The following is a 22,845-nucleotide window of genomic DNA, read 5'->3' as shown; positions in this document are numbered from 1 at the left end:
TTTGGCATCCCAAAATCATGAGGAATGACTAAGAAATTATCTGAATTACAAATTAAAAGATTTGAAAGGTTAAAAGAGAAGAATGAAGAGGCTTTACTTGGAGGTGGAGAGAAAAGAATTGAATCTCAACACAAGAAAGGTAAATTAACGGCAAGAGAGAGAATTGAGCTTCTATTGGACAAAGAAAGTTTTCAGGAGATTGGAAAATTCGTCACCCATAGGAGTAAGGATTTTGGGCTTGACAAACAACATTTCCTCGGCGACGGGGTAATTACAGGTTATGGGAATATCTCAGGCCGGTTGGTTTATGTATTTGCACAGGATTTCACGGTATTCGGTGGTTCACTTTCAGAAGCACACGCTGAAAAGATTGTTCGGATCATGGACCTTGCAATGAAAAATGGAGCACCATTAATAGGTTTAAATGATTCTGGAGGAGCACGTATTCAGGAAGGTGTTGTTTCATTGGGTGGCTATGCAGATATTTTTTATAGAAATACTTTGGCTTCAGGAGTGGTACCGCAAATTTCTGCCGTCATGGGCCCTTGTGCAGGAGGTGCAGTATATTCACCTGCAATTACAGATTTCATTTTGATGGTTGAGGAAACATCGTATATGTTCGTAACAGGTCCTCATGTTGTTAAAACAGTGACCGGTGAGAATGTGAGTTCCGAGGATTTGGGAGGTGCAAGCGCACATGCGGTAAAAAGTGGTGTCACTCATGTTTCTTGCGAAAATGAAAAAGTTTGTATTGAAAATATCAAAACACTATTGTCTTATATTCCTCAAAATTGTGAGGAAGATGCTCCTATTTATCCCTATGAAGCTCAGGACGAATCACGCCCCGATTTAGATTCGATAATTCCAGAAAGCACATCTCAACCCTATGATATGAGAGATGTTGTAAATGGAATTGTAGATAAAGATTCATTCTTTGAAATTCATAAGGATTATGCTGAAAACATGGTGGTTGGATTTGCCAGGCTAGGAGGTAGAAGCATCGGTGTAGTTGGCAACCAACCTGCAGTGCTTGCAGGTGTCCTGGATATTAATTCAAGTAAAAAAGCGGCGAGATTTGTACGCTTTTGTGATTGTTTTAACGTACCCTTATTGGTAATGGTGGATGTTCCAGGCTTTCTTCCCGGCACAGATCAGGAATGGAATGGAATAATCTCAAATGGTGCTAAATTGCTTTATGCCTTTAGCGAAGCAACTGTTCCAAGAATTACCGTCATTACCAGAAAAGCATATGGAGGGGCTTATGATGTGATGAATTCAAAACACATTGGTGCAGACATGAATTTTGCGTGGCCAAGTGCTGAAATTGCAGTAATGGGTGCAAAGGGTGCTGCTGAAATAATATTCAGAAAAGAAATTGCTGAATCAGAATCCCCTGAAGAAAAATTGAAGGAAAAAGAAAAAGAATATACCGATAAATTTGCACACCCTTATCGAGCTGCTGCCAGAGGATATATTGATGAGGTTATTCTACCAAGAAATACAAGAATTAAGCTTTTACAGGCTTTTAAAATGGCTGAAAACAAAGTGGACAAGATTCCAAAAAAGAAACATGGAAATCTTCCATTATAAATTTCGATTACTAATTTAAACTAAAAGATTACTATGAAGGGAATGCGCAAAGAGAGCTTTGAATTTCTCAAAAAATATTTAAATAATGCTTCACCAACCGGTTTTGAATCACCGGGACAACAATTATGGCTCGATTACATCAAGCCCTATGTCGATGAATATTTTTGTGACACATACGGTACAGCTGTTGGGGTAGTAAAACCGGGACAGGATTACAAAGTTGTAATAGAAGCACATGCCGATGAAATTTCATGGTTTGTTAGTCACATTACTAAAGAAGGATATATTTATGTAAAGAGAAATGGCGGTTCGGATCATCAGATTGCCCCTTCTATGCGTGTAAACATTCATACAAAAAAAGGACTAGTAAAGGGCGTGTTTGGCTGGCCTGCGATTCACGTTAGAAACAGAGAAAAAGAACAGGCGCCATCTTTAAAAAATATAATTGTTGATATTGGTGCAGAATCAATGGAAGAAGTTGAAAAAATGGGTGTTCATGTGGGTTGTGTCATTACATTTCAAGATGAGATGACCGTTCTCAATGATAAATTCATTGTGGGAAGAGCCCTCGATAACAGGGCAGGAGGTTTTATGATTGCTGAGGTTGCAAGACTTCTTAAAGAGAAAAATGTAAAATTACCGTTTTCACTCTATATAGTTAATTCAGTCCAGGAAGAAATTGGATTGCGAGGTGCTGAAATGATAGCAGCCAGGATTAAACCGAATCTCGCCATTATCACTGACGTTACACATGACACTGATAGCCCTCTTTATGATAAGATAGAACAGGGAGATATTTCATGTGCAAAAGGACCGGTGGTTTCTTATGGTCCGGCTGTCCATAATAATGTACTCAATCAAATAATTGAAACAGCTGAGAAAAAGAAAATTCCATTTCAGCGATTGGCGGCATCGCGATCAACCGGAACTGACACCGATGCTTTTGCTTATTCCAACGAAGGTGTGGCCTCAGCGCTTATATCCTTACCTTTAAAATACATGCATACTACGGTTGAAACTGTTCATAAGGATGATGTCGAAAATGTCATTCAATTAATTTTAGAGTCTTTAAAATCAGTTAAAAAGGGTCAGGATTTCAGCTACATCAAGTAAAATAATAAAGGATCAAATGGGTAGGGAAATTGAAATTTCCTCACCTATAGAAAGGGTAATATCACTGGTGCCTAGCCAGACCGAGCTACTCTTTGATCTTGGATTGGCTTCAAAAATCGTAGGAAGGACCAGGTTTTGTATTCATCCAAAGCAGTCGGTTTCTAGAATTCCCATCATAGGAGGGTCTAAGAATTTTAACCTCGAAAAAATCAGAAGTTTAAAACCTGATTTAATAATTGGTAACAAGGAAGAAAATAAAAAAGACTTGATTCTGGAGCTTGAAAAATCTTACCCAGTATGGTTAAGTAATGTTCTCACATTTGAAGATTCCCTGGTCATGATAAAATCAGTTTCGCAATTATTTGAAAAGTGTAGTAAAGGAAATGATTTAATTAATAGAATAATTTTCCAATTCAACAGCATTCCTGACTTTAATGGACATACTGTTCTTTATCTTATATGGTCAAAACCTTACATGGGTGTTGGAACCAATACTTTTATTAACTCAATTTTAGAAAAATTAGGTTTAAAAAATGTTTTACAGGGAATACAACGTTATCCGCAACTCACTGATAAACAAATTAATAGGCTCAAACCAGATTTTGTATTTCTGTCTTCAGAACCATTTCCGTTTAAAGCAAAACACAAAGAAAAAATAAAGGAATTGACACCAAATTCAAGCATTAATTTCGTGAATGGTGAAATGTTTTCATGGTATGGAAGCAGATTGTTACAAGCTCCAAACTACTTTAAATTGTTGTTTAAAAGCATAAATGAATAGGATTCTTAAATTTGATTTACTATAACTAAAAAATCAAGATTATGATTACTATTACAAAGCACATTGACAAATTTATTTACAGAATCAACAGTAATTTTTTAGCTCGAATTGTATATCCGGCATTATTGTTTGGATTTCTTGTTTTGAGCATTGGAATAATGTCTCAATAGCTCTGCGCTAAACCAAGAAATGTGAGTTGATCCCAGAAACCGGGGAAAGACTTATTTACAACTTCCGGATTATCTATCTGTAATTTTGTGTGAATTGCCAATACTGAAAAAGCCATTGCAATTCTGTGATCATTGTACGTGTTCAAAATAATAGATTTAGGGATATTTAGTCCGGATGTTCTCAATTGCCAAAAATTACCTGACTTGTTAAAATTAACATTGATTTTTCTCAATTCTAGCTTAAGGGATTCTATTCTATCGCTTTCCTTTAATACCAGGTTTTCAATTCCTTTAACTTTTATATCTATTTTATTTAATGCGTAGGCAACAATAACAGTTAGGCTTAGATCCAGATTATCTTTAAAATCAAATATTAGCTTAGGATTTGTTTTTGGTTTCGCTTTTCTAAGAGTAATTCCCTCTTTGTTCTCTTCAGCGCTGATACCCAATGGTTTAAAATATTCAATAATTTTTGTGTCTCTTTGAATTGACTTAAGGGTTAATTCTTTTAAAAAAATGTTTTCCCAGGAACCGCATGCCATCATTGAAAAGAAATAAGAAGCACTTGACCAGTCTTTTTCTATCTCAATACATATTTTCTTTTCACTGAGATCCTGCTCGGGTATTTTTACAAAATCATCACCTAATTCAAATTCAATTTCTGCTTTCTTAAAAAGTTCTGCTGTCATTTCTATATAAGAATAGGATGGCATAAAACGTGGAAAAGATAAATGAATGCCGTTTTTAACAACAGGGGCAATCAACATTAATGCTGATATAAATTGGCTACTGCTGGTATCATGAATTTTCAATTCTGAATATGTTCTTAGCCTATTTTTTGGAGGCTTAATTTTTAAAGGGGGAAATCCATTCTTTTCGAGGTAAAGTATTTCAGCACCCATATTTTGCAATACTTCGACTAAAGCTTTCACAGGTCTCAATTTCATTCTGGAAGTTCCGCTTATCGTAATTTCATGATCACTTAAAGAAGCAAGCGCCACTAAAAACCGGTAAGTTGTACCGGCATCTTTAGCATCCAAAAAGGTTGAATTTATATTTTTTATACAACTAATAAGTGTATGGGTATCAGAGGAATCGCTGTATTTTTTGGAATAAATACTCCCCAATGATATAGCCTCAAGAATTAGTACCCTGTTACTAATACTTTTTGACAGGGGCAAACTAATACCAATATCATTTTTGAAATTGCCCGAATGTTGAAGCCAAAATTGGCTTTTCATTTAAATACTTTGATTGATATCGAATTGCTCGAGGTAATCGGCGACCCTCCTAACAAACATTCCTCCAAGAGAACCATCCACGACTCTATGATCATAAGAATGGGAAAGAAACATCATATGCCTGATACCAATAAGGTCTCCTTGCTCTGTTTCAATAACTGCCGGTTTTTTCTTTATTGAGCCCACTGCCATGATTGCAACCTGAGGTTGAACAATTATTGGTGTACCCATAACATTTCCAAAGGAACCAACATTTGAAATGGTATATGTACCGTCTGAAAGGTCATCAGGATTAAGTTTGTTTATTCTTGCTCTTTCGGCCAAATCATTGACTTTGAGTGCAATCCCTTTTAGATTTAGTTGATCGGCATTTTTAATCACAGGGACAATTAAATTGCCATCCCTCAATGCTACAGCCATACCGATATTTATGTTATTCTTCCTAATTATTTTATGACCGTCAACTGAAATGTTGATCATAGGGAAATCTTTAATTGCTTTAACGATGGCCTCTACAAAAATTGGTGTGAAAGTTAATTTTTGACCTTCTTTCTTTTCAAATTGAGCTTTATTTTTGTTTCTCCAATTAACAATATTCGTGACATCTGCTTCAACAAAAGAGGTTACATGCGGTGAGGTTCTTTTCGATTCCAACATCCTATCTGCAATCATCTTACGCATACGATCCATTTCAATGATCTCATTTTGACCATTCATGCTATGAGCACCTGCAGTTTGACCTGATGCAACCTTTGCAACGATTTTACCTGTTTTCCTGACATCTAGATAAGCCAGAATGTCTTTTTTGCTTACACGGCCTTCTTTTCCTGTTCCTGGTACTGTTTCCAGCTCATCCATGCTGATGTTTTCCTCCTTGGCAATACTCATGACCAGAGGAGAATAAAATCGGCCTGATTGAGGCTTTTCTAATGGCTTTATGATAGTTTCAGTTTGCTTTTGCATTTCCTCAATGCCTTGCTTCACTTCTGAAGGTATGTCAACTTTGGATTTTGGCCCAGGATCTTTTATTTCAGATTCCTCAATTACTGCTTCAGTTTCGATAATAGCTATTGGATTACCTACAGGAACAACATCTCCGTCTTTGGCCAATATTTTTGCCAATTTACCAGCATGCGTTGCCGGTACTTCTGTATCAACCTTATCAGTGGCAACCTCTAATACGGATTCGTCTTGCTCAATAGTATCGCCTTCTTTTTTGAGCCAGGACAATACCGTCGCCTCCATAATACTTTCTCCCATTTTGGGCATTACCATTTCTACCTGTGCCATTAGAATTATTATTTATCTCGCAAAAATAAAATATCTAAACGTGAATATTAAATCCAATTCATTAATCTCTTCCTAAGCAAATTGAGCACCGAAAGTGTGCTCAATTCAATATTCATTTCTCTATTGAGTCCAATTTGAAGTTTTTTGGCTATTGTACCCTTTTTGTCAGATAAAGCAATCCAAACTGTACCAACTGGTTTCTCTTTAGTACCTCCATCAGGACCTGCAATTCCACTTGTCGATAATCCAATATCGGTATTAAATTTAAGTCTTATATTCTCCGCCATTTGTTTTACAACCACCTCACTTACAGCTCCTTGCTCTTCAAGATCTTTAAAATTTACATTAAGTTCTGAAATTTTTATATCATTGGAATACGCAATTACTGATCCGATAAAGTAGGCAGAACTTCCTGAAACAGATGTTATTTTTGAAGCCACCTGGCCTCCTGTGCAACTTTCGGCTGTAGCTACAGTAAGTTTAGCTGAAGCTAATTTTTTCCCAATTATTTCTTCTATTTCATCATTTTCATAGCCAAATATGAATTTTGGTATATAATTATTGAGTTTATCTGACCAATTATTAAGTTCGGTTTCGAGCATTGATTCATTATTTCCAATGCCTGACAATCTTAATCTTACCTGACCTAAACGCGGCAGATAAGCTAATTTTATATGTTCAGGTAAGGAATGTTCCCAATCGGAAATCAAAGACATCATATCAGATTCCCCAATACCTACGGTTTTGATTGTTTTATGTTTAATAATTGGCGTTTTAAAAAATTTTCTAAGTCGCGGAATGACGTCATTTTTTACCAGTTTTTTCATTTCCAGAGGTATTCCGGGCATTGAAACCAGTATTTTTCCTTCATTTTCAAACCACATCCCCGGAGCGGTTCCAAAATAATTCATAAGAGGAGTGCAATTTGAAGGAATATCAGCCTGTCCCAAATTAAAATCGTTCATTTTCCGTCCTCTTTTTTCAAACAAGGACTTAACATGACTTAATATATCTTCATTTCTTTGCAATTCGACATTAAAGAATTTAGCAATTGTTTTTTTGGTAATGTCGTCTTTGGTGGGCCCCAGGCCACCAGTCATCAAAATTAGATTTGATCTTTTAAATGCATCTTCCAGTTCGTTGAGAATAGCTTTTTCCTCGTCTCGAATGCTGGTCTTCCTGTTTACTTTAATTCCTATTAAATCAAGTTCTGAACTAATCCATTGTGAATTGGTATCTATTATTTGACCGATAAGAATTTCATCGCCTATAGTAATTATTTCGGCATTTACCTCTTTCATGGATTATTAAAATATTGCTTAGTATTATTTATACATCAAGCGCATTTGTATACCTCTTGTTTTCTCTATTTACGATACTTTACTTAGAAATTCGTAAAAAATCATATCAGCCGCTCTGAATGAGGAAATTTCGCCTTTGCTTATTTTACTTTTCATTCTTTTCACATTATCCTGAATACCTTTTGTTTTCATTAAGTGATGATTAAGTAAAAAATGAAGTTCAGTTTCAAACCAATTTATCAATTGACCTGATCGGTTTCTTTCAAAATGATTTGATTTTTTACTTAAGGATTCAAATTTCAATAATTTTTGCCAGATTTCTTCCATTCCCACGTTTTCCAGAGCAGAGACAGTCAAAACTTCAGTTATCCAGTTCTCAAATTTTCTTGGAAACATTTGTACTGCTCTTTTATATTCCATTTGCGCTTCCATAGATTTTTTAATGTTGTCGCCATCGCATTTGTTTATTGCAATAATGTCAGCACTTTCCATTATTCCTTTTTTTATGCCTTGCAATTCGTCTCCGGCACCCGAAAGCATTAGTAATAAAAAAACATCTACCATTTCACTAACTGCAGTTTCAGACTGACCGACACCAACGGTTTCAACTAAAACGATATTATAACCGGCGGCTTCGCATAGAAGCATGGCTTCTCTTGTTTTGCCGGCAACGCCACCCAGAGAGATTCCAGCAGGTGAGGGGCGTATATAGGCATTATCTGCAACGGCTAATTTAGGCATCCTGGTTTTGTCTCCGAGAATACTTCCGCCACTTTGTTTGCTGCTTGGATCGATAGTCAAAACAGCTACTTTATGGCCCAAATTGATTAGATATGCTCCAAATGACTCAATAAATGTGCTTTTCCCTACACCCGGAACACCAGTTATTCCAATTCTTAAGGATTTACCTGTATCCGGTAATAATTTTTCAATAATATCATGGATATACCTTCTGTGTTCTTCCTTTTGACTTTCAGCAAGTGTTATGGCACGACTTAATAAAACCCGCTCAGAATTTTTAATTCCTTTTATTAGTTCTTTTTTTGAATATTTTATCAATGTTTATATCTAAGAATTGTTGTGAATTTAAATATTATCAAAGAATTGTAATTTTAGCCTTTAGCTTTTGAAATGAGAAAAAGAATTTTACTTGATTCGATTTTTGGGACAACCTTTATTTTTTTTCTGATTGGGGTTGTATTTCAATTTTCTGCATTTGGCATTTTTGATGTACTGGATCCCATTGGGGATGCATTAAAAGATGTAGAAACCACAGACATAGTTTTTTCTCAATTTCGAGGCGAAACCAATGCAGATGACAATATTGTTTTGGTAAATATAGGTTTGTTGCCGCGAGCCGGAATTGCAGAACAAATTAATATTATAAATAAGTATAAACCCAAAGTGATCGGGCTTGATTGTTTTTTTGCTGAACCCAAAGATCCGATAGGAGATAGCCTCCTAGCTGCCGCTATATCAAATACTGAAAATATCGTATTGGCGAGTAAACTTGCTGAATGTGGCGAAGGGAAAGGGGAGTGCGATACCTTAATCGGTTCAAATCCCTTTTTTACTCAATATGCATCTTCGCTTGGCTTTGCAAATCTGATAAGTGATGCTAAAAGTCAGGATCAGTTTAAAACCAACCGAACATTTACGTCAAATGAAAAAGTAAAAGGCGAGGTTCAAAATGCTTTTTCAGTTGAATTGGCGAATTATTATGAACCGGAAAAAGTAAAAAAGCTATTAAGTCGGAATAACAATTATGAAGTTATCAATTATAGAGGTTATGGAAGGTTAGGTGGAAAATTTTTCTCTTTGGACGTTTCAGACGTGTTTATGGAGAATTTTGATCCCAGCATAATTAAAGATAAAATTGTCATATTTGGTTTTTTGGGGAATGATTTTGAAGATCATTCATGGGAGGATAAATATTATACACCATTAAATGAAAATTATGCCGGAAGAACAAACCCGGATATGTTTGGTGTAACTATTCATGCAAATATAATCGCTATGATTCTCAACGAGGATTATATAAATGTAATGAGTGAATGGCAAAGTATATTAGCTGGTATCTTTTTATGCTTTATCAACGTATACTTATTTACTATTATTTATATGAAAAAGCAATTATGGTATGATGGATTGACTAAATTGATTCAAATTGTTGAAGTTATCCTTATACTGTTTTTGATTATCGTAATTTTTCATGAATTTCAATACAAGCTAAATATCACGCTTGGAATTGTTGCTGTATTGCTTGCCGGAGATGCTTTGGAGGTATATCAGGGGGTAATTAAAAATTTATATGGAAGTATTGAAAGTACTATCTTTAAAAAAAGTAAGTAAAATGAGACAATTAGTTTTTATCGCTTTCTTTCTGGTTTTTTCACTGGAATCATTTGCTCAAAGTTTTGAATTCAGAGTTCTTGCCAATCGCGGTGATAATACTGTAAAAACCAAAGGAACCTCGGAATGGAAACCAATTCGTACCGGAAGCACTCTTTTTGCAGGATCTGAAATAAAATTATCTGAAGGAGGATATATAGGAATGATGCACAAATCAGGAAAGACTATGGAAATTAAAACTCCGCAGGTTCACGATATTGATGCATTATCAAAAAATGTTTTAACCAAGGGTTCATCTGTAGCTAGTCAGTACGGAGAATTTTTAATCGCAAAAATGAGCACATCCGATGATAGTGATGTAAGTGCTTCCAAGCTCAATAATTTAAATGTTACGGGAGCAGTCTCAAGAGCTGCGGGAGATGATGCTGATATTCAAATGTTTATTCCTAAAACTTCAAGAGTATTGAATTTTGATGATGCAATTATAAAATGGAAATCCATTGATGATGTAAGTACATATAAGCTTGAGATTCAAAATTTATATAGCGAAACTGTTGCGAGAAAAGAAACGGAGTCTAACTGGTATGACCTTTCCAAACTGCAAATAAACCTTGCAGAAGAAGGGGGACTTTTTCTCATGGTAACAGGCTCCGGGATGGAAGAAGTCAATTCTCAACCATATGCCATAGAAATGTTAACAGGTGCAGAAAAAGAAAAAGTTGAACAAAATTTAAATAAGTTAAAAACTGAGATTCAAAACGAGGAACACTCCCTTCAAAAACTAATTTTAGCAATGTTTTATGAAGAGAATAAGCTCTATCTTCATGCATTTTCTTGTTATAACGAAATTTTAACTGAGTATCCCAATGAGGATTTTTATAAATCTATCTACCTAGATTTCGTAGAAAGAAATAAAAATAACTTCTAGATACTCAATATAGTATTTAATCTCAGCAGTTCTGGGTTGATGGGTTTGCTCTTATTTATGGCATCATCGAAATTCGTATAAACAAGTTTATTGTTAACTACGCCAGCCATCACATTTGTTTTGCCGCTAATTAAGCCTTCAAGAGCTCCAAGACCAAGTCTGCTCGCTAAAACCCTGTCTGCCGCAGTTGGCGTACCTCCTCTTTGAACATGACCAAGGTTAGTCACTCTAAAATCAAACTTGGGCATGACATTTTTAACTTTTTCAGCAACGTCATTAGCATTTCCCAATTCGTCACCCTCGGCTACGACTATTATCGATGAGGACTTTTTTTTGTCCCAACTCTTTTGAAGTGTATTTTTAACATCTTCAATACTGGTTTCAGTTTCTGGTACTAATATAAGTTCAGCCCCACCTCCTATACCAGTATATATTGCAATGTATCCTGAATCTCTACCCATAACCTCAATAAAGAAAACACGATCATGCGAACTGGCCGTGTCTCTAATTTTATCAATGGCATCCAGAGCAGTGTTTACCGCTGTATCATAACCGATTGTGTAATCCGTGCCATAAAGGTCGTTATCAATAGTTCCCGGTGCTCCGACGGTCGGAATCCCGTATTCTTCGTGAAATATTTTTGCACCTGTAAATGTTCCATTACCACCAATTGCAATTAAGCCCTCGATTTCGTGTTTTTTTAAGTTTTCATAGGCCTTTTGCCTGCCTTCTTTTGTCATGAATTCCATGGATCGTGCAGACTTTAAAATTGTTCCGCCGGTTTGAATAATATTACTTACCGATCGCACGGCGAGATGTTTAATTTCACCATGAATCATCCCATTGTATCCTTTCATAATGCCATAAATTTCAACACCATGATATATGGCTCCCCTAACTGCTGCTCTAACACATGCATTCATTCCGGGGGCATCACCACCGGAAGTAAAAACTGCTACTTTTTTCATATTTATTCAATCCAAAGTACAAAGAAGTAAAATAAATGTGCTTTATGATAGTTTTGAACATTAAACAATATAAATTATCAGTCATTAAGCTAGATGTAAAAATATCACCCGAGCATCGCGTAGAAAAAGAATACATTTTCAAAACTATCATTGGAGATTTTCTTGATCTGGAATATGAAATTCATTTGGATCATAATATTGACTCCTATGTAGTGAATGCGGGAAATGGGAAGGTACTTACCATAAATAATGTGCTGTTCAAAAATGAATCATACTTAAAAGCAGAACTCATTCCAAATTCTGTAGGACGAAAGAGATTGAGCATAGAAGAGGAGGAATTTGACCTGGCCGTGCTATATGGAAATGACAGTATTGAGATTAGTAGTGATCAAATTTATCTTGGAATCGATATAATCGGATCGGCTTTTTTTATGTTGAGCCGTATGGAAGAATTGCTGGTTGATGCTTTGGATGCGCATGAGCGTTTTCCGGCATCTGCTTCTTTGGCTGTAAAAGAGAATTTTTATAAAATTCCGGTGGTAGATGTCTATGCACGATTTTTGAATTTTTGCCTTAATAAACTCAATCCAAATATTTCTATTAAAAAGAAAGAGGTGAAAATAGTGCCAAGTCATGACTTAGATCACTTATCTAAATTAGATAATCTTAGATCAATAGGAGGAGCTGTTAAGAGGGGTCTGTTCAGAGCCTCGTCCCTAAAACACTCATCCCATTATTTAAAGGAATATTTGAACAGGAAAAATCCATTTGATCAAATCCAGAATTTAGTAAAGATGTCAGAAGCGGTTAACAGTTTTGCTTCTTTTTATTTTTTAGTTGGTAGAAAAAGTAAATATGATTCTGGGCATTTCGATAAGTATAAAAAAGAAGCTGAAAAATATAAATATGAAATAATTTCAGGAGGACATAATATTGGTTTACACCCTAGTTATTCTAGTGGCCAGAATATTTCAGAATTAATAAACGAAAAGAAAAAATTAGAAGATTGGTTAGGTGATAGTGTTATTGAATCCAGACAGCATTATTTAAGAGTAAAAGTTCCTGAAACTTTTCAAAACCTGGAGACCGTTGGAATAAAAACAGATTCAAGCATTGCTTATCCGGAATTTCCGGGTTTTAGATCGGGTACTTCTTATGAATATCAAGTTTTTGATCTGAGTTCAAAGAAATGTCTGGATTTAAAAGAAAGACCGTTAATTGCTATGGATACCTCTCTTATTAATGATAAATCCAAAACCATATCAGAGAAATTCCAGGAGATTGAGGAGATTAAAAGTCAAATAAAAGTCAATGGTGGAAATTGGAGCTTTTTGATCCATAATTCTAATTTTTTCTGGTTAGATGAAGAGGAATATTTCGAACTTTGGCAATCATTTTACAAGATTTGATATGAAAGAAATCCGAATGGTCGATTTAATAGGCCAGTATAATAAGATCAAGGAAGAAGTTGATTTAGCCATGAATGAAGTAATACAAAATACTGCATTCATTAATGGGCCGGCCGTCAAAACCTTTGCTGCATCATTGGGCAAATATTTGAATACAGCTTTTGTAGTTCCTTGTGCAAATGGTACAGATGCACTTCAAATTGCATTGATGGCCATTGATTTACCCAAACAAGCAGAAATTATTGTGCCCACATTTAATTATGTGGCTTCGGCTGAAGTAATTGCTTTAATGGGGTATAAACCGGTTTTTGTTGATGCTGATGAAAACTTGTTTAATCTGGATATTAAAAAACTTGAAGATTCTATTGGGCCAAATACAAAAGCAATAATAGGAGTGCACCTATTTGGTCAAAGTTCTCAAATGGAAGAGCTCATTAAAATTTGTGAAAAGAGGGGGATAATACTAATAGAAGATAACGCCCAGGCTATCGGTGGCAGTTATAAATTAAATGGCCATGAAATCAGCAATGGATTAATAGGAGATATTGGTACTACTTCTTTTTTCCCATCAAAAAATCTGGGTTGTTTTGGCGATGGTGGAGCGGTATATACAAAGCATGAAAGTATTTATTTAAGAATGAAACAAATTGCCAATCATGGACAGGTTACAAAATATAATTACGATACCGTTGGAATTAATTCAAGACTAGATACCCTTCAGGCTGCGCTTTTAAATGTGAAACTCAAAAAACTTGATGTTTATATAGATGCGAGAAGAAAAGCTGCAGAATTTTATGACAAACAATTTAATGATTTGGACGATGTTCAAATTCCAAAAAGAGAGGAAAATTCATTTCATGTTTTTCATCAATATACTTTAAAAGTGAATTCGGGAAAACGAGATGCCATTAGGCAAGGATTAAGTGAATCGGGGATACCGTCAATGATATATTATCCTAAACCACTTCATTTAAACAATGCCTATAAAAAATACGGTTATTCACATGGTGATTTTCCAGTCGCCGAAGCTCTATCTCAGTCTGTAATATCACTTCCCATGCACACAGAATTGGATATAGATCAACAATCCTATATTTGCGAAACATTTAAAAAGCTTATCAATCAATAAAATCAATCGCATTGCTTAAGAAAGTCTTTATCCTGGTAGGAACCAGACCGAATTTTATTAAGATCACACAATTTGAAAAACAATTCAAACGCTATTCCGGAAAAATAGAATATAAATTGATTCATACCGGTCAACATTTTGACAAGAATATGTCTGAGGTGTTTTTTGAACAATTGAAAATCAAAGAACCTGATTATTATCTCAACATTTCCTCCGGTTCTCCAAATTCTCAAATTGGAAATATAATTCTGGAACTGGAAAAAGTTTTTTTGAAAGACCGCCCTGATTTGTTGATTGTGGTTGGGGATGTGAACAGCACCATGGCAGGCGCCATTGCTGCAAATAAATTGGCTATCAAGCTGGCTCATTTGGAAAGTGGTTTGAGAAGTATGGACAGAACTATGCCCGAAGAACACAATCGTGTTGTAACTGATGTTTTAGCGGACTATTATTTTATTACTGAAGACAGTGGTTTAAAAAACTTAAGCCATGCAGGTGTTGAAAATGAACGTTTATTTTTTGTTGGTAATACAATGATTGATACCCTGGTAGCTTTTGATCAAAACATTCGCGATTCCGATGCTCTTGAATCTAAATCATTGAAAAAGGGTGAATACGTCTTGATGACCATGCACAGGCCTTCAAATGTTGATCATGAGATGGGATGTAAAAAAATAATTGAACTTATAAAATTCATCAGTCGATATAAGAAAATTGTATTTCCTATTCACCCAAGGGCTCTTAAAAATTTCGAAAAATATGGACTTTCAAATGAACTGGAAACTATAAATGATTTAATTTTATTGGAGCCATTGGATTATTTGTCATTTCAACAATTGGTGCTTTATTCCTCACTTGTAGTAACCGACAGCGGTGGAATTCAGGAAGAAACAACTTACAGACAGGTGCCATGCCTTACTTTAAGGCCCAATACAGAGCGACCAATTACCATTAGTATGGGGAGCAATAAATTACTTGAATTTGATCTTGAATTAATCAAAAAAGAAATTGACCTAATTCAGAATGGACAAAATAAAAAAGGTGAGATTCCGCCACTATGGGATGGAAGGGCAACAGAAAGAATAGTGGATATCATTGCCGAGTCAATTCTTTGAAATTCTGTTTAAAACAGAAACAATATCACCAACCAGATTTCTTCGGCTAAATTGTTCTGAATTTTTTGAATCCACTTTTAACTGACCTTTTTGAAAAAGTGTGTAATAATTCCTGAGATTTTCAAAAGCATGTACATTATTACCAAAATCTGAAATTAATCCGGCATTTGTCATTTGTATAATTTTGGAACTGTCCCCAGATGGACTTCCTATGGCTAATATTGGCCTTTTTGCGCCAATATATTCGTACAGTTTACCAGGTACAACTCCACTGATATTTGGCGTATCATTTAAAGGAAGCAAAAGTATTGCTGCATTTGTCATTTTTTCTACCACCTCGCGGTGAGGTAGATTTTCAATGCGGTGGAGGAAAGTATCAAGTTGGTGTTTTTTGAGACTTTCCAAAACAGAAAAATCCAGTGGTCCGATCAGGTCAATACTTAACTCATTTTTTAACTCAGGTTCTTCTTTTAAAAGTTTTTCTAAGGCTACCCAAAAAGCAAATGGGTTTCTGTCTCGATTTAAAGAACCCGCATGAAGAATGCTAAATTTTGCAGGTTGATTGCCATTTGCATTTTTAAAATCAGCAGGATCGAATCCATTGGTTATAACATCAACCTCCGAGCCTCGAATTTCTTCCATTTCTTTTCCCCAATTCCAGGTAACCGTAACTAAGGCATCTGATTTACACATTATTTTGTTTTCAAGTTTTTTGTGAATCAAATCAGCTACTTTCGTCAGTTTTAGTTGCTGATAAAAATCAATATTTGTCCATGGATCTCTAAAATCAGCTAACCAGGGGAGACCATGTTCTTTTTTGATTTTATAGGCTATTACATGCGTAGAATGAGGAGGCCCTGTTGAAATTATAGCATTGACGGGATTTTCCTTTAAATATTCTTTAAGTTTTTTAAATGATGGCCTTATCCAAAACATTCTGGCATCAGGGATAAAGATATTGCCACGCAACCATATCGCTATTTCTTTAAGTAAACTTTTTTGACCTTTTTCATCCACAAAGCCCTGAAAAACTTTCTCATCTTTTTTTCTGCCTAGAAATTGATTATAAAGATTGTATGGCTCAAAAATTTCCTGATGAATTATTTCAAGATTGGGTGGTAAATCCGCAAACAAACTTTCATCATGTATAGGGTTGGAAGCATTTTTTGAGGTAAATATTACCGGTTCCCAGCCATATTCCCGCATGTATTTTACCATTTTTAACCAACGCTGTACACCACCTCCACCCATAGGTGGCCAGTAATAGGTAATAATTAAGACTCTTTTTTTGCCTTTCTCCATCTTCCGTAATGCTCTGAGTAAAGATTTAAATAATTAAAATGTGTACTGAATTCATGCGTGCATTCATCAACAATTTCAAGATGATCATTATGAATTATAAATGTACGGACGTGTTTGATACCTCTATATTCACATAAAATAGATATTCTATTGTCAGTCTGTGATAAAAATTTGCAACGTGACTCATTGTAAAGATTAAAAATACTTCGTTTGCCTTTTGGCCATCTGTTTTGCTCCTTATTTTTTACAGAAATCGTTGAATGCGAAGAGGTTGACCGAAACTTATTTCTAAGTTTTTCATCCGGAGTGTATATAAAACTTCCAGGATCAACAATTATATCCTTATCAAGTGCTCTCAATTCAAATGATAACTTATCGTTTTTGCCGTGGCTCCAATATTTCTTTAAATGATTATTAGTGGCATTAATGGATAAAAAGAAATGTTTTGTTCTTGCAATATAAATTCCGAAAAAAGGAAAAATATACCAGTCTAAATTTCTTTTTAAGTTTTCAATTTCTCCAGGGTAGAAAATTGTAGATGTATGCCAGTAAAGCAAATCTCCAAATTTTACTGACTTAGGTTTTAAAATCGGTATTTTTTCGATTTCATTCTGAATAAGAAGATTTGATAATACCGCTTCAAATGGATAGTTTTCAATAGTCCCGACCTCTAATTTGCTTAGGGCTTTTCCCAAAACCTGTATGCAATTTTGACTTAAATCATTCTCAACCCAAAGTTGTTCTGATTCATTCCATTGATAATTTCCAAGATGTATTTGATGATCATATTTTTTCAGATCATTAAAAGACTGCCATTTTCCTTCAAGGTTAAATTTTAAAAACCTTCCTGAATCCTGATCTCCACATCCTGCAATATTTCCATTTCCTTTTGTTATTGCATGACTAAATTCCAGCGCTTTAATTGCCTTAAACTGAAGTTGGTCTTTTTCGATTTCATAATTCTCAGAAACCTTATAATTATTATTCCATTTTAATTCAAAATCTTCATCAATTAAAGCTGATGTATTTTTATCACTTAGAATTATACAATTCCAAATCAGCATTTCGGTGCTTAATCTATGATAGTGAGTAGAAGACTCAAAATTTCCTCCGTCCGGAAGAAATTGTTTATTTGTTTCCACAAAAATTTCTCTGGCTGCAATATTTAAAAGGTTTTTCCCGCTCTTTGACTTAGAAAAATAATTTCCAATAAATAGCAAGGCAGAAATATTCGCATAATAGTGATTATTGGTATACCCTTTCTTGAATTCAGAATTCTCTAGTATAAATCGGGTATGTTCAAAAAGAGAATCAAAAAGTATAGCTTGAAAATTTGATTCTAATATCTTATTTGAATCATCGATGCCCATAGAAATATCATAGGCAGCTAAAATGTTAACAGCTCTAATTGAGACTTCCATTGCATTAGACCAATTAACTCCCTTTTTGTAGGGATTATTGGCAATGAAATCGCATACAATATTTTTATATTCTTTTAAACAAGCTTCCTGATTTACTAAATCATGTTGAGCTGACAGCAATAACAAAGGCAAGTGATTTAATCTTGCCAATTCCCAAGGAATTTTCACATCCACGCTATAAGGAAAACTTAAAAAATTGGATTGTGAATTTGAATCTAGATTGATATCCCATAGATACCCCGACTTGATGTCTCTCTGCCAATCAAGATAGATATAGTTGTCATCTACTAAAGCAGATGCTCTTTCTGAAAGGATACTTTTTTGAACAGGCCTATTGTTATTTGTTTCAGGATTAGTATACCCTAAAAAACCAACTGGTATGGCTCCAATATTTCTTGAACACCATCCTGTTCCGAGCAGGTCAAAATTATGTTTCAGCCATTGAGATGAATTCCATTCCAATTGAACTTTGATTTCTTCAATTGAAACATCAGATTCAATTTTTAACCAGGATTTGAAGTTTTTTGATGAAAAATCTCCTTTTTGGATGTATTCGGAAGCGTCAATTTTTTTTTCTCTTTTGAAAAAATGAAAAAAAAGTACAAAAATACTTATTTCAAACGTTTTAAGACTTCTGAATATATGTTTCAAGTAATCAATCACTTCTTAAAAATCATATTAACTAGCATTCAATTTAATCGTCAAAAACGATATTAATTGTAATATTGCCTAGAATTGCTCAGAGCACAAAATGATGGATAAACAAAAGATAATACAAAAGTTTTTACCACATGTCATCGCAGTTATTGTGATGATTTTACTTCCACTTTTTTATGCCAGCCCTGTATTAGAAGGAAAGGTCTTGTATCAAAATGATATTTTACAGGGAGGAGGGGGTTCTTCAGAGTTAAGCGAATATCGTGAAAATACAGGTGAAGAGGCTTTATGGACAGGTACAATGTTTAGTGGTATGCCTACCTTTCAAATGGCCATCGAACATGCCAATAATGTTGGATTTCACATTAATCGGGCTTTGAGAAGGCTTATTAAAGGTCCAATAAGCATAGTCTTTATATGTATGCTGGGTGCATATATTTTGTTTATTGCAATGGGTGTGAATCCTTATCTAAGTTTGATTTGTGCCATTGGATTTGGTTTTTCAACTTTCAATCTGGTAAGCTTAGAAGCAGGACACAATTCAAAAATAAATGCGCTTGCTTATTTTCCCGGTGTTTTGGGAGGCGTAATATTATGCTACAACGGCCGGTTATGGTTAGGAGCCGCCTTGGCAGCTCTATTCTTAAATCTTCATTTGGTATCTAATCATTTTCAGATAACCTATTATCTGATTTTTGCTCTTCTATTTTATTTTGGTTTTAAATTATATGAAGTAATTAGGCAGAAGTCTTACAAGCAATTTATAAATGCTACATTACTTTTAATTATTGCTGCTATTTTAGCTGCCGTTCCAAACACGAGTAGATTATGGACCACTTATGAATATGCCAACGAAACGATCAGGGGAGGAAAATCAGAATTAACCAAGCCCGAAGCAGATGCTAGAAGTACCGGACTGGACAAAGATTACGCCATGTCCTGGAGCTATGGTGTCATGGAGACTTTTACGGTGGTTATTCCATATTTTAAAGGTGGTGCTTCAAATGAAACCTTAGACAGAAAATCAAATTTAGCAAAGACTCCGGGTTTTCCGGCACAGGCTTTAAAACAAGTGCCAACCTATTGGGGTGATCAACCTTTTACCAGTGGGCCGGTTTATTTGGGTGCAATTTTTTGTTTTCTTTTTGTGCTTGCAATGCTCCTTTTAAAAGGACCAATAAAATGGTGGTTGGCTGCTTATTCTTTCTTCGCTTTGCTCCTGAGTTGGGGAAGCAATTTTTCAGCATTAAATGATTTCCTTTTTTATAATCTTCCATTGTACAATAAATTTCGAACACCCTCAATGTTTCTTGGTGTCCTCCAGATTACATTTCCATTTGCCTCTGCATTGGTTTTGCAGAAAGTATTGGACGAAAAGAATAGCGGTCAGGACTTAGTGAAAAAATTGCTGTTGGCATTTGCAATCACTGGCGGTGTCGTTTTTGTTTTTGGAATTTTGCTAAGTGGAGGATATAGCTATGAAGGTCAAATTGATCCAAGATTACAAGCCCAGGGCTGGCCGATGGAAGCCCTTAAAGATGATCGGGCTAGTTTGCTTAGAGGTGATGCCATTCGCTCCTTAATACTTATTTCTTTGGCCGCAGGTTTGATTTACTTGTATATGAAGGATAAAATTAAAGAACTGGCACTTATAGCACTCTTGGGAATTCTTATGTTAGGAGATCTCTGGTTGGTTGATAAGCGATACCTTAACAAAGAAAATTTTCAGTCTGAAAGAAAGTTTGAAAACCTTAAAGTTCCAACAACTGCTGACTTACAAATAATGGAAGACGATGATTTATCCTTTCGTGTATTTAACCTCACGAGAAGCCCGTTTAATGATGGAGTCACATCCTATCATCACAAGTCGATTGGTGGATATCATGCAGGGAAACTTTTTAGATATCAGGAATTAATTGAAAAGCATTTGAGTAAAAACAATATGAATGTACTCAATATGTTAAACACCAAATATTTTATTGTAGCTGATAAAAACACAAATCAACCCCAGGTTAGAAGAAATCCTGCTGCGCTGGGAAATGCCTGGTTCGTAAATAATATAAAATGGGCTTCAAATGCAGATGAGGAAATGAATTCACTTTCTAATTTCGATCCTGCCAATGAAGTAGTGATTGATGAAAGATTTACGCCATATTTTGATTCCAGATCTATTTCACGGGAAAATTCTGATAAAATTGATTTAGTTGAGTACAATCCTAATGTGATGGTTTACAATGCCAAAGTAAATTCTGAAAATGCCTTTGCCGTATTTTCTGAAATTTATTACAAAGCATCAGACAATGACTGGAAAGTTACAATCGATGGAGAGAAAGTCGATCATATTAGGGTGAATTATTTATTGCGGGGCATGCTCATTCCGAAAGGAGAACATGAAATAATATTTACATTTCAACCCAAATCGTGGAGAGTTGGCAATCAGATTTCGATATTTAGTTCGATTGCTTTAGTCATTTTTATTGCGGGCGCAGTTTTTATGCATTTGCGAAAAAGTACCAAAATCAATAAAGAAAATGGAGAAGCCTAACCCTCTATTAATGTCTTAATGGGCATAATCAAAAGACAATTTTTTAAAGCCAGTGCAGCGACTTATGTAGGTGTTGCGCTTGGATATCTTAATGTCACTATTCTTTTTCCCTATTTCTGCTCACCTGAAGAACTTGGTTTATATCGTGTGATTATAAATATGGCAACTATGTTTGCTGCCATTGCCTATATGGGCACCCCTCAGGCTATCATTAAGCAATTCCCATTTTTCAATAAAAAGGGACAAGCAAAGGAATTTTATGGCTTGCTGCTAATAATGTTTTTAACTACACTTTTAATAAGCTTTACCTTGCTTTTTTTATTAGAAAATGTTGTTATTTCTTTTTTTAAGGATAAGTCTCCTGAAGTTGGCGAATACTACTATTACTCAGTATTCATTGCCTTTTCACTTGCCGTATATGTGCTATTTATCTCAAATGTTCGTTTAATCAAGCGTATTGCATTTCCGGCCTTTTTAAAAGACGTGTTCCTAAGACTTATCATAATGGGGTCAATTATATTGCTGGGTTTTGAATTTATTGATTTCCGAGGCTTCATTATGCTTTTATGCGGAGCCTATTTATCAATCACTTTAATTGGCATTGTATATTCAATTAAACTCGTTCCTTTTGAAGTATCCTTAAAAATTAAAAACCTGAAAGGAATTGATATTAGAGATACCCTCAATTTTAGTTTAATAACATTTCTGGCAAGTGTTTCAAATATTATTATAATGAATGCAGACTCGCTAATGATATCTGCTTTATCGAAAGAAGGTCTGGCCGATACGGGCATTTATACAATTGCTTTTTTTATAGGCTCTACATTAGATATCCCCCGTAGAATCATCAATTTGGTAACAGGTCCAATGATTGCTGAATATTGGGTTGATGGAAGCATGGATAAAATTAAAGATGCTTTTAAGGAAACATCAATTAATAGTCTGATAATAGGTTGCTTTATTTTTGGTGTAATATGGATCAATCTGGAATCTATTTATCAGTTAATCCCAAATTCAGAATTATACATAAAAGGAATAAATGTTGTCTTATTTATACTCCTGGCTAGGTTGTTTGAAATGTCATGTTCTATCTCCCCAAACATATTGACACAAACCAAACTTTATATTTATAACCTGCCATTGGCAATTTTACTTGTAGTCCTGACAGTTTCGTTAAATTACTTCCTCATACCTGTGTATGGAATTTTAGGAGCAGGTTTTGCAACCATGTTAAGTGTTATAATCTATAATTCAATAAAACTTATAGTAATACAAATTGCTTTCAAAATAAATCCTTTTGAAGTGGCCACCTTGAAAGTACTCTTTTTATTTGCATTGATAATTGCTTTGTTTTATCAATTGCCGGAAATTGAAAATGTATTTTTATCAATAGCTTTAAATTCGTTGATTTTTAGTTTGTTATTTGTAATACCCACTTATTATTTCAATTTTTCAAGAGGTTTTAATCAAACAATCGACAATAATTTAAATCAATTTAAGAAATATTTAAATCGCAAATAGCGAAATCATACA

General features: G+C 34.8%; 17 protein-coding genes. 10 read left to right on the top strand and 7 right to left on the bottom strand.

What is annotated here, in order from left to right:
* The first annotated feature begins 24 nt into the window (after nucleotides 1-24).
* Genes HZR84_02770 through HZR84_02760 form a run of 3 tightly spaced genes read left to right on the top strand, consistent with a single transcriptional unit; the run spans nucleotide 25 to nucleotide 3,484 of the window.
* Nucleotides 25-1,590, top strand: coding sequence for an acyl-CoA carboxylase subunit beta (locus HZR84_02770; protein ID QNL20910.1), 1,566 nt, complete (start codon nucleotides 25-27; stop codon nucleotides 1,588-1,590).
* Nucleotides 1,591-1,632: 42 nt separating this feature from the next.
* Nucleotides 1,633-2,703 carry a M42 family metallopeptidase gene (locus tag HZR84_02765; protein ID QNL20909.1) on the top strand — a complete coding sequence of 357 codons (1,071 nt, stop codon included), beginning with the start codon at nucleotides 1,633-1,635 and terminating at the stop codon, nucleotides 2,701-2,703.
* Nucleotides 2,704-2,719: 16 nt separating this feature from the next.
* On the top strand, nucleotides 2,720-3,484 hold the full coding sequence (locus HZR84_02760; GenBank protein ID QNL20908.1) for an ABC transporter substrate-binding protein: 765 nt from the start codon (nucleotides 2,720-2,722) through the stop codon (nucleotides 3,482-3,484).
* A 163-nt stretch (nucleotides 3,485-3,647) separates the two neighbouring features.
* On the opposite strand, the gene HZR84_02755 is transcribed toward HZR84_02760, so the two are convergent.
* From HZR84_02755 to meaB, 4 genes are all read right to left on the bottom strand, one after another.
* Nucleotides 3,648-4,895, bottom strand: coding sequence for a 3-phosphoshikimate 1-carboxyvinyltransferase (locus tag HZR84_02755; GenBank protein QNL20907.1), 1,248 nt, complete (start codon nucleotides 4,893-4,895; stop codon nucleotides 3,648-3,650).
* Nucleotides 4,896-6,185 (bottom strand): 2-oxo acid dehydrogenase subunit E2, encoded by a 1,290-nt coding sequence (locus tag HZR84_02750; GenBank protein QNL20906.1) that lies wholly within the window; start codon nucleotides 6,183-6,185, stop codon nucleotides 4,896-4,898. It lies immediately after the preceding gene.
* A 47-nt stretch (nucleotides 6,186-6,232) separates the two neighbouring features.
* Nucleotides 6,233-7,486 carry a competence/damage-inducible protein A gene (locus HZR84_02745; GenBank protein ID QNL20905.1) on the bottom strand — a complete coding sequence of 418 codons (1,254 nt, stop codon included), beginning with the start codon at nucleotides 7,484-7,486 and terminating at the stop codon, nucleotides 6,233-6,235.
* A gap of 69 nt (nucleotides 7,487-7,555) precedes the next feature.
* Nucleotides 7,556-8,545: a methylmalonyl Co-A mutase-associated GTPase MeaB gene (gene meaB, locus HZR84_02740; GenBank protein QNL20904.1), complete on the bottom strand. Its 990-nt coding sequence runs from the start codon at nucleotides 8,543-8,545 to the stop codon at nucleotides 7,556-7,558.
* 72 nt (nucleotides 8,546-8,617) lie between these two features.
* Between meaB and HZR84_02735 the strand changes: the two genes are divergently transcribed.
* Entirely contained in the window at nucleotides 8,618-9,838 is a 1,221-nt protein-coding gene (locus HZR84_02735; GenBank protein ID QNL20903.1) for a CHASE2 domain-containing protein, read from the top strand.
* A gap of 1 nt (nucleotide 9,839) precedes the next feature.
* Nucleotides 9,840-10,766 carry a hypothetical protein gene (locus HZR84_02730; protein QNL20902.1) on the top strand — a complete coding sequence of 309 codons (927 nt, stop codon included), beginning with the start codon at nucleotides 9,840-9,842 and terminating at the stop codon, nucleotides 10,764-10,766.
* Here the strand turns inward: HZR84_02730 and pfkA are convergent.
* The gene (gene pfkA / locus HZR84_02725; GenBank protein ID QNL20901.1) at nucleotides 10,763-11,734 is read right to left on the bottom strand and encodes a 6-phosphofructokinase; all 972 of its coding nucleotides are present in this window, start codon (nucleotides 11,732-11,734) and stop codon (nucleotides 10,763-10,765) included. The two genes, HZR84_02730 and pfkA, sit on opposite strands and share 4 nt — an antisense overlap.
* A 44-nt stretch (nucleotides 11,735-11,778) precedes the next feature.
* Here pfkA and HZR84_02720 point away from each other — a divergent pair, with 44 nt between their 5' ends.
* Genes HZR84_02720 through wecB form a run of 3 tightly spaced genes read left to right on the top strand, consistent with a single transcriptional unit; the run spans nucleotide 11,779 to nucleotide 15,387 of the window.
* On the top strand, nucleotides 11,779-13,143 hold the full coding sequence (locus HZR84_02720; GenBank protein ID QNL20900.1) for a hypothetical protein: 1,365 nt from the start codon (nucleotides 11,779-11,781) through the stop codon (nucleotides 13,141-13,143).
* 1 nt (nucleotide 13,144) lies between these two features.
* Nucleotides 13,145-14,272 carry a DegT/DnrJ/EryC1/StrS family aminotransferase gene (locus HZR84_02715; GenBank protein QNL20899.1) on the top strand — a complete coding sequence of 376 codons (1,128 nt, stop codon included), beginning with the start codon at nucleotides 13,145-13,147 and terminating at the stop codon, nucleotides 14,270-14,272.
* Nucleotides 14,273-14,283: 11 nt separating this feature from the next.
* Nucleotides 14,284-15,387 (top strand): UDP-N-acetylglucosamine 2-epimerase (non-hydrolyzing), encoded by a 1,104-nt coding sequence (gene wecB / locus HZR84_02710; protein ID QNL20898.1) that lies wholly within the window; start codon nucleotides 14,284-14,286, stop codon nucleotides 15,385-15,387.
* Here the strand turns inward: wecB and HZR84_02705 are convergent.
* Together HZR84_02705 and HZR84_02700 are read right to left on the bottom strand one after the other, a co-directional pair.
* Complete coding sequence (locus HZR84_02705) at nucleotides 15,376-16,689, bottom strand: glycosyl transferase family 1 (protein QNL20897.1); 1,314 nt, start codon at nucleotides 16,687-16,689, stop codon at nucleotides 15,376-15,378. The genes wecB and HZR84_02705 overlap by 12 nt on opposite strands.
* Complete coding sequence (locus tag HZR84_02700) at nucleotides 16,662-18,773, bottom strand: alginate lyase family protein (GenBank protein ID QNL20896.1); 2,112 nt, start codon at nucleotides 18,771-18,773, stop codon at nucleotides 16,662-16,664. The genes HZR84_02705 and HZR84_02700 overlap by 28 nt, the downstream gene beginning before the upstream one ends.
* An 88-nt stretch (nucleotides 18,774-18,861) precedes the next feature.
* On the opposite strand from HZR84_02700, the gene HZR84_02695 reads away from it, so the two are divergent.
* The gene (locus HZR84_02695) at nucleotides 18,862-21,312 is read left to right on the top strand and encodes a hypothetical protein (GenBank protein ID QNL20895.1); all 2,451 of its coding nucleotides are present in this window, start codon (nucleotides 18,862-18,864) and stop codon (nucleotides 21,310-21,312) included.
* Nucleotides 21,313-21,330: 18 nt separating this feature from the next.
* Nucleotides 21,331-22,833: an oligosaccharide flippase family protein gene (locus tag HZR84_02690; protein QNL20894.1), complete on the top strand. Its 1,503-nt coding sequence runs from the start codon at nucleotides 21,331-21,333 to the stop codon at nucleotides 22,831-22,833.
* The last annotated feature ends 12 nt before the right edge of the window (nucleotides 22,834-22,845 follow it).

The organism is Hyphobacterium sp. CCMP332, assembly GCA_014323545.1.
GTDB lineage: Bacteria > Bacteroidota > Bacteroidia > Cytophagales > CCMP332 > CCMP332.
The sequence above is the reverse complement of the archived record's forward strand: the minus strand, read 5'-3'. Positions and strand labels throughout refer to the sequence as shown.

Bases quoted from the DNA above. Each gene is read 5' to 3' on its own strand.
- HZR84_02770 (QNL20910.1), top strand. From the start codon at position 25: ATGACTAAGAAATTATCTGAATTACAAATTAAAAGATTTGAAAGGTTA.
- HZR84_02765 (QNL20909.1), top strand. From the start codon at position 1,633: ATGCGCAAAGAGAGCTTTGAATTTCTCAAAAAATATTTAAATAATGCT.
- HZR84_02760 (QNL20908.1), top strand. From the start codon at position 2,720: ATGGGTAGGGAAATTGAAATTTCCTCACCTATAGAAAGGGTAATATCA.
- HZR84_02755 (QNL20907.1), bottom strand. From the start codon at position 4,895: ATGAAAAGCCAATTTTGGCTTCAACATTCGGGCAATTTCAAAAATGAT.
- HZR84_02750 (QNL20906.1), bottom strand. From the start codon at position 6,185: ATGGCACAGGTAGAAATGGTAATGCCCAAAATGGGAGAAAGTATTATG.
- HZR84_02745 (QNL20905.1), bottom strand. From the start codon at position 7,486: ATGAAAGAGGTAAATGCCGAAATAATTACTATAGGCGATGAAATTCTT.
- HZR84_02735 (QNL20903.1), top strand. From the start codon at position 8,618: ATGAGAAAAAGAATTTTACTTGATTCGATTTTTGGGACAACCTTTATT.
- HZR84_02730 (QNL20902.1), top strand. From the start codon at position 9,840: ATGAGACAATTAGTTTTTATCGCTTTCTTTCTGGTTTTTTCACTGGAA.
- pfkA (QNL20901.1), bottom strand. From the start codon at position 11,734: ATGAAAAAAGTAGCAGTTTTTACTTCCGGTGGTGATGCCCCCGGAATG.
- HZR84_02720 (QNL20900.1), top strand. From the start codon at position 11,779: ATGATAGTTTTGAACATTAAACAATATAAATTATCAGTCATTAAGCTA.
- HZR84_02715 (QNL20899.1), top strand. From the start codon at position 13,145: ATGAAAGAAATCCGAATGGTCGATTTAATAGGCCAGTATAATAAGATC.
- HZR84_02705 (QNL20897.1), bottom strand. From the start codon at position 16,689: ATGGAGAAAGGCAAAAAAAGAGTCTTAATTATTACCTATTACTGGCCA.
- HZR84_02695 (QNL20895.1), top strand. From the start codon at position 18,862: ATGATGGATAAACAAAAGATAATACAAAAGTTTTTACCACATGTCATC.
- HZR84_02690 (QNL20894.1), top strand. From the start codon at position 21,331: ATGGGCATAATCAAAAGACAATTTTTTAAAGCCAGTGCAGCGACTTAT.